Source organism: Ezakiella sp. (genome assembly GCF_034180565.1).
Classification (GTDB): domain Bacteria; phylum Bacillota; class Clostridia; order Tissierellales; family Peptoniphilaceae; genus Ezakiella.
The window spans coordinates 1-5,358 of the sequence record NZ_JAXFOB010000005.1; the positions used below are offsets into that span (position 1 = coordinate 1).

General features: G+C 33.3%; 12 protein-coding genes and 1 pseudogene. 1 reads left to right on the forward strand and 12 read right to left on the reverse strand.

Annotated elements, in window-relative coordinates:
- Positions 1-33 precede the first annotated feature (33 nt).
- From SPI61_RS00395 to SPI61_RS00445, 11 genes are all read right to left on the reverse strand, one after another.
- The gene (locus SPI61_RS00395) at positions 34-264 is read right to left on the reverse strand and encodes a hypothetical protein (protein WP_321136150.1); all 231 of its coding nucleotides are present in this window, start codon (positions 262-264) and stop codon (positions 34-36) included.
- On the reverse strand, positions 249-575 hold the full coding sequence (locus tag SPI61_RS00400) for a hypothetical protein (protein WP_321136151.1): 327 nt from the start codon (positions 573-575) through the stop codon (positions 249-251). The genes SPI61_RS00395 and SPI61_RS00400 overlap by 16 nt, the downstream gene beginning before the upstream one ends.
- Complete coding sequence (locus SPI61_RS00405) at positions 575-754, reverse strand: hypothetical protein (protein ID WP_321136152.1); 180 nt, start codon at positions 752-754, stop codon at positions 575-577. Before SPI61_RS00405 ends, SPI61_RS00400 begins: the two co-directional genes overlap by 1 nt.
- Positions 751-921, reverse strand: coding sequence for a hypothetical protein (locus SPI61_RS00410; RefSeq protein ID WP_321136153.1), 171 nt, complete (start codon positions 919-921; stop codon positions 751-753). The genes SPI61_RS00405 and SPI61_RS00410 overlap by 4 nt, the downstream gene beginning before the upstream one ends.
- Before the next feature lie 15 nt (positions 922-936).
- The gene (locus SPI61_RS00415) at positions 937-1,395 is read right to left on the reverse strand and encodes a hypothetical protein (protein ID WP_321136154.1); all 459 of its coding nucleotides are present in this window, start codon (positions 1,393-1,395) and stop codon (positions 937-939) included.
- Positions 1,396-1,451: 56 nt separating this feature from the next.
- The gene (locus tag SPI61_RS00420; RefSeq protein ID WP_321136155.1) at positions 1,452-1,940 is read right to left on the reverse strand and encodes a hypothetical protein; all 489 of its coding nucleotides are present in this window, start codon (positions 1,938-1,940) and stop codon (positions 1,452-1,454) included.
- A 121-nt stretch (positions 1,941-2,061) separates the two neighbouring features.
- Complete coding sequence (locus tag SPI61_RS00425; RefSeq protein ID WP_321136157.1) at positions 2,062-2,466, reverse strand: hypothetical protein; 405 nt, start codon at positions 2,464-2,466, stop codon at positions 2,062-2,064.
- 9 nt (positions 2,467-2,475) lie between these two features.
- Complete coding sequence (locus SPI61_RS00430) at positions 2,476-2,634, reverse strand: hypothetical protein (protein ID WP_321136158.1); 159 nt, start codon at positions 2,632-2,634, stop codon at positions 2,476-2,478.
- A 10-nt stretch (positions 2,635-2,644) separates the two neighbouring features.
- The gene (locus SPI61_RS00435) at positions 2,645-2,800 is read right to left on the reverse strand and encodes a hypothetical protein (RefSeq protein WP_321136159.1); all 156 of its coding nucleotides are present in this window, start codon (positions 2,798-2,800) and stop codon (positions 2,645-2,647) included.
- A gap of 8 nt (positions 2,801-2,808) precedes the next feature.
- Positions 2,809-2,967, reverse strand: a complete 159-nt coding sequence (locus tag SPI61_RS00440; protein WP_321136160.1) for a hypothetical protein — start codon at positions 2,965-2,967, stop codon at positions 2,809-2,811.
- A 733-nt stretch (positions 2,968-3,700) separates the two neighbouring features.
- Positions 3,701-4,888 carry a transposase gene (locus SPI61_RS00445; RefSeq protein WP_321136161.1) on the reverse strand — a complete coding sequence of 396 codons (1,188 nt, stop codon included), beginning with the start codon at positions 4,886-4,888 and terminating at the stop codon, positions 3,701-3,703.
- Positions 4,889-5,008: 120 nt separating this feature from the next.
- Between SPI61_RS00445 and SPI61_RS00450 the strand changes: the two genes are divergently transcribed.
- On the forward strand, positions 5,009-5,161 hold the full coding sequence (locus SPI61_RS00450) for a DNA-binding protein (RefSeq protein WP_321136162.1): 153 nt from the start codon (positions 5,009-5,011) through the stop codon (positions 5,159-5,161).
- A gap of 8 nt (positions 5,162-5,169) precedes the next feature.
- On the opposite strand, the pseudogene SPI61_RS00455 reads toward SPI61_RS00450, so the two are convergent.
- Positions 5,170-5,358 (reverse strand): annotated as a pseudogene (locus SPI61_RS00455) (8-oxoguanine DNA glycosylase); the annotation flags it as partial.

Consider the following 5,358-nt stretch of genomic DNA (forward strand, 5'->3'; position numbering starts at 1 on the left):
ATCGACCATATCATCTGTCCAATGAACTCTCATCTACCCCTCCAACATCTTCGGCATCTCGTCGCTTTTCATCATCTCGACCTCTTTGAATTTAGTTGCTTGTAAAATAACGTTTGCATTTGCGATGATATTTTTTGAAACGCTTGAAATTGCCGCGGCTCGTCTGATTTCTTTATCCAACTCCTCGCCCGTCAATTCTTCATCGCCTAACCGCTCAAGTTCGGCAAATAAATGATTGTTTAAATCGCCTAGTGTGTTTCGCATTGTTTTCCCCTCTCTCTGTTGACTGCTTCAACTTTTTCATCTACGACTTTTAAAACATCAATTATTTTATGAATCGGTATTTGCGTAATATCTTTCAAAATATCCGCTCTTGCATAACCGTCGGTTAAATCAATCTCGACTATATCAAGAAACGCCTTTCCGTAATAGCCGTCGGGATTTTTGTATCTAATCTTGTAACCGTTCTTTGAAATAATCTCGCCGTTTGAGTCGATTTCAGTTTGCTTTTCTTCATAAGTGACAAGCACGCCTCCTATACCATTCAGCTTTTTAATAAACTCTCTGTCAATCATTATTCTCCCCCTCTTTCCGCTTGCAATAACTTGCAAATATCCTTAAACATTCTCGCAAACTCCCTTATAAAAAAGCCGAGTATTACAAGTACAATCGCCGTTGTAACAACCTTATTGTTTGCCGTTGTAAAAAGCCAAACCCCAAGGACTGTAAGTAGTCCGTAAATCGTGTTTTTCATTTTTGCCGTTCCTTTCTCTTTGAAAATTGGTGTGTTACTGTTTCGCAGTCGTCGTAAGTTATCGTGCAATTCTCTTTTCTATCTCTGTGCATTGCTCTATGTCTTGCGATTCCTAGATGATGAAAGAATTTATCGCAAGTCCAACAGTAACAAGTTTTATTAATCATTTTTCCACCCATACTTTACTCAATTTCTTCAACGGGTATTTGCTCAAAGTCGCTAAGCGCGACTCCAAATTTTACTTTCATTTCGTCGATTTCTTTTTGCGTGAATTGTGTTTGAAATTTATCCGAATTAGATTTAGTATTTATTTCAAACCAATCAAAAGTTGTATTGCGATTTAAAAAATCGTCCGAGTAGCTTGTTCTTAATTTAAACTTAAGATAAAACTTTTGTGGCGCTTCTCTATCTTCGAGCGGCGTGCTTGCATACTTAACAAGTAAATCAAACAGCCTTTTTCTATCGAACTCCGACAGTTCTTCAAAATCAATGTATATGGTATCAAATCTATACATTATTGTAGTGTCTACAAATGCTACATTGTAGCCTTTTGAATCTTTAACTATAAAATATCCATCGCCTGCTATTGCGACAAATCCGATTGCCTTGACTTCTTTTATAAAATCTTTTGTTGTCAGCATCTTCTTTTTCTCCTCTCTACTCAACTCTTCTCAACTTTACTCAACTCTTCTCCGTTTTACTCAACGATTATCTTTTTAATCTCCGCCACTTTTGCGAAAATGCAACCCTTAAATCTTTCATTCAAGTAGTCGCCAATCACCTTGTTAAGTCCTTTTATGAGTACTTCTTCAATGGTTTCGTCGCTCTCTCTTTCATCATCTGTCAGTTGTATCTCGCCACCCGAATAATGATAATCTTCTCTAACTAGTCTATTCACTATCGATTGACCGAAATCGTTAGGTAACTCGCATTCCTCTAATTTTGCAATGTAAAAATGGGTTATTTTAGCACGTGGCAACTTGTCCTCACAATCAACTATATCTTCCAATTCACTTGCAAAAACTTCGTTTTCAGAATCATAGTACGACTTGTTGAGATTCCTATTGTAATCTTTAATCGTTTCAATCCCTTTGTTTTTTGCTTCTTCAAAAGTATCAAATTGCTCTCCGAAATATCCTTCGCTGCTATATGCGTGCAAAGAACATACATAACATTCATCGTTCATATTCTCATCCTCTTTCTCACGATTAACTCACGATTAACCGTCTTATCTTTCGGCTAAATCAAGCCGTTTCTATCAACTATTCAATCCGTTTTCTCACGATTAACTCACGATTAACTCACGATTAAACCGTTCCGTTCCATTTTTTGATAACGACATCAACCGCCTTTGTTAAATCTTCGTCTTGAACGTGCATTCTCAAATCGCAATTTTTGCAAACCACATCCGCCGACAAACCGTCTTTTTCAGTCCACTTAAATTCAATAGTCGGCTTTTTACCGCAAATCGGACAACCCATTAACTTTTGGGCTCTCGTTATAGGAATATACGGCTTATAATCATAGTTTTTTTCTTCGATGATATAATGATTACATTTTGCATATTTTTTATAAGCTTTGTTTTCTGCAAGTTCTATTATCATTTTGTTTAAAGTTTTATCGATATTTGAGTTGATAACAAACATAAAGCCAAGACACAACGGCAATAAAGCAGCAACAATCCAAAAACCATAGTCTTTTAAAAAATTCATATCTCACCTCTACTTTTTGTTATTTATCTTATTAAACAAATCTGATAATTCAGTCCTTTTTCTGTCTTCGAAATTGTTCAACAGAATAGTTCCTAAAAGTGCAAGACACATATTTACCAATGCACCTAGAAGCATAAATTCAACAAAATTATTCATAATCCAATCCATATAATCGCCTCTACTTTTTGTTTTTTATCTTATTGAACCAATCTGAAATTTTATCTTTTATTCTGTATTGAAAATCGCTCGTTGGAATAGCTTCTAAAATCGCAGTACACATACCTACCAATACGTTTACAGCTATAAATTTCAGAATAATATCTACAATCCACATAACCGCCTCTATCCCTTATTCTTTTTTCTATGAAGCCATTTCAAAAACTTTGTCTTTTTTTCATATAAAAAATCGTTAGTTTCGATAATGGTTAAAATCGTCAAGCCTAAATTTATCAATGTACAAATCAATATGAAGCCGACTCCTCCATATTTAAGCCAATCCATAACCCCGCCTCTCTTTTGTTTTATATTTATTCGATTTAAGACTAACAAATAATTTAATCAATAAATCTACGTTGCCGAACCCGTAAATAAACGGATAACTCAATCAATAGAATCAGTCCACAAAGCAGCTATTAAATTGAGAAATAATATAATCAAAAGGAATACTACAAGCACTTCCTCTTTAGTTATCGTACTTTCCATACAAAACAACCTCTTTCTCAAATTCAACTCTCTCTATTCCCGTATGCCAACTTATATTTACATTGTGGAAATTAACACTCGAAATATTTAAGACGCCTATATTTCAATTCTTTTTCTGAAATTTTAAAGCCGTTTTTCTCAAGCCATTCCTCGTTTTTTCTTTCGCTTATAGGCGTTTCCGCATAATCGACGAAAAGTCTATAAAAGTGTTCTTTCGAAAAGCCTAAACCCGAAAAGTTTTTGTTGGTATGAACTGAAAACTCATCGAAAATGTGTACCGTCGCTATCGGGTAACCAAAATCGGTAATAATTACCAATCTGTAAGTGTCAAAAACATATTTCGGGAAATAAGCAACAGTACATCCGTTACTAAAAACTTATAAAAAGTTGCAAACTTTTATGTTTTATTCCTATTTCATCGAATATGCTTTCATACTAAATAAATTCAGATACTACTCACAAGTTCTTGTATTCTCCATAGGCGTAAATTCCCGATTAACGTTCGGTACATATCTGTAATAGCTTAAAAGTGTTATACTACAGATTGTTGTTTTAAAACATTTTTTCCATATATTTTCAGATTTAAACTTGCTTGAAAATCTCTATCTATAACGTTTCCACATTCACATTTATAGATTCTATCTGACAGTTTCAAATCTTTCTTAATATTTCCACAACAACTACATAATTTAGAACTTGGAAAAAATCTATTTGCTATAATTACGGAAATGTTATTCCATTCAGACTTATATTCAATCTGCTTTCTAAATTCATAAAAGCTTTGTTGTTGCACCGCTTTGGATAAATGTTTGTTTTTCATCATTCCCCTTACATTCAAATCTTCCATGCAAATAAAACTTGGTTTTCGTTTTACAATTTCAGATGTTGTTTGATGTAGGTAATTTTGACGAATATTTGTTAATCGTTTTACTACCTTTAAAAGTTCCTTTTCTCTTTTTATAATGTTACTTGTTTTACAGTGACTCACTCCTTTCTTATTTTTCTCATATCTTCTTGATATGGAACGCTGCAACCTGCGTTTTCTTTTCTCTAGTTTCTTGATTTTTTGTGTCTTATTTATGTTCTTATATGTGTTACTATCAGAACATATTGCCAGATCCTTAATTCCCAAATCTATTCCAATTCCTTCATTGGATGGGACAATAGTAGAATCTTGGTATTCAATACCAACTGTAAGATACCAGTTAAGTCCATCATATTTGATACGAGGATTCGTATATCTGCAATCTGTAGGTATTCTATTATGTTCTGCAAGTCTTATCCTACAAAATTTTTGATTTCTTTTACTTGTTGCCTTGCCTTTACCAGCTACTAACATAAGTTTTACGTGTGTATCTGTAAATTTTATTTTTACATTATCCTGATAGAATTTTGGAACTGATTTCTTCTTGCTTTTGAATCGTGGAAATTTTGAATATCCTTTAAAGAATCTCTTATATGAATCACACGCATCTTTAATCGCTTGTTTTGGTACATCACAATCAATTTCATTTAACCAGGCATATTCTTCAGTTTTCTTTAACTGTGTAAATTCTTTTCGTAAATCTCCGTCAGATATAAATTCTCCACCATTTTTATAATTCTCTTGTTCTCTACCTAATGCCCAATTATAAGCAAACCGAGCAGTGTTAGCATATTGGAATAATTTAGTCTTTTGTTTGTTATTTGGAATTAACATTACTCGAATTGTTTTTATCATTTTTTCACCTCACTTTCTAAATAAATTATATAACTGTTATATAACCTTGTCAATATAAAAGTTGTATAACTTGACTATAACCATTATATATGATATTATTCTCTAAACGGAGGTGTTATTATGGCAGTCGGAAAAGATAAAGTAGGTGTTCTTGTTAATATGGATAAAGAACTAAAGGCAAAACTAGAATCTATTGCAAAAGACGATGGACGTTCTTTAACTAACCTTATCAATAAGATACTTACTGATTATGTAGAGGATACTCATAAGTAGGGTATCCTCTATTTCTTATGATTTACTTCATAGTAGAACAAATACTGCTGAAATAGACCGGCATACTTCCCAAACGCCCAATCAGGTAATTCACCACCATATTCTCTGTCAATAATCTTCCGAATATGGGTATCCACTGGGAATGAATCGAGATAATGTAATGCAAATAACAGAATACAATTTGCAACCTTTTCACC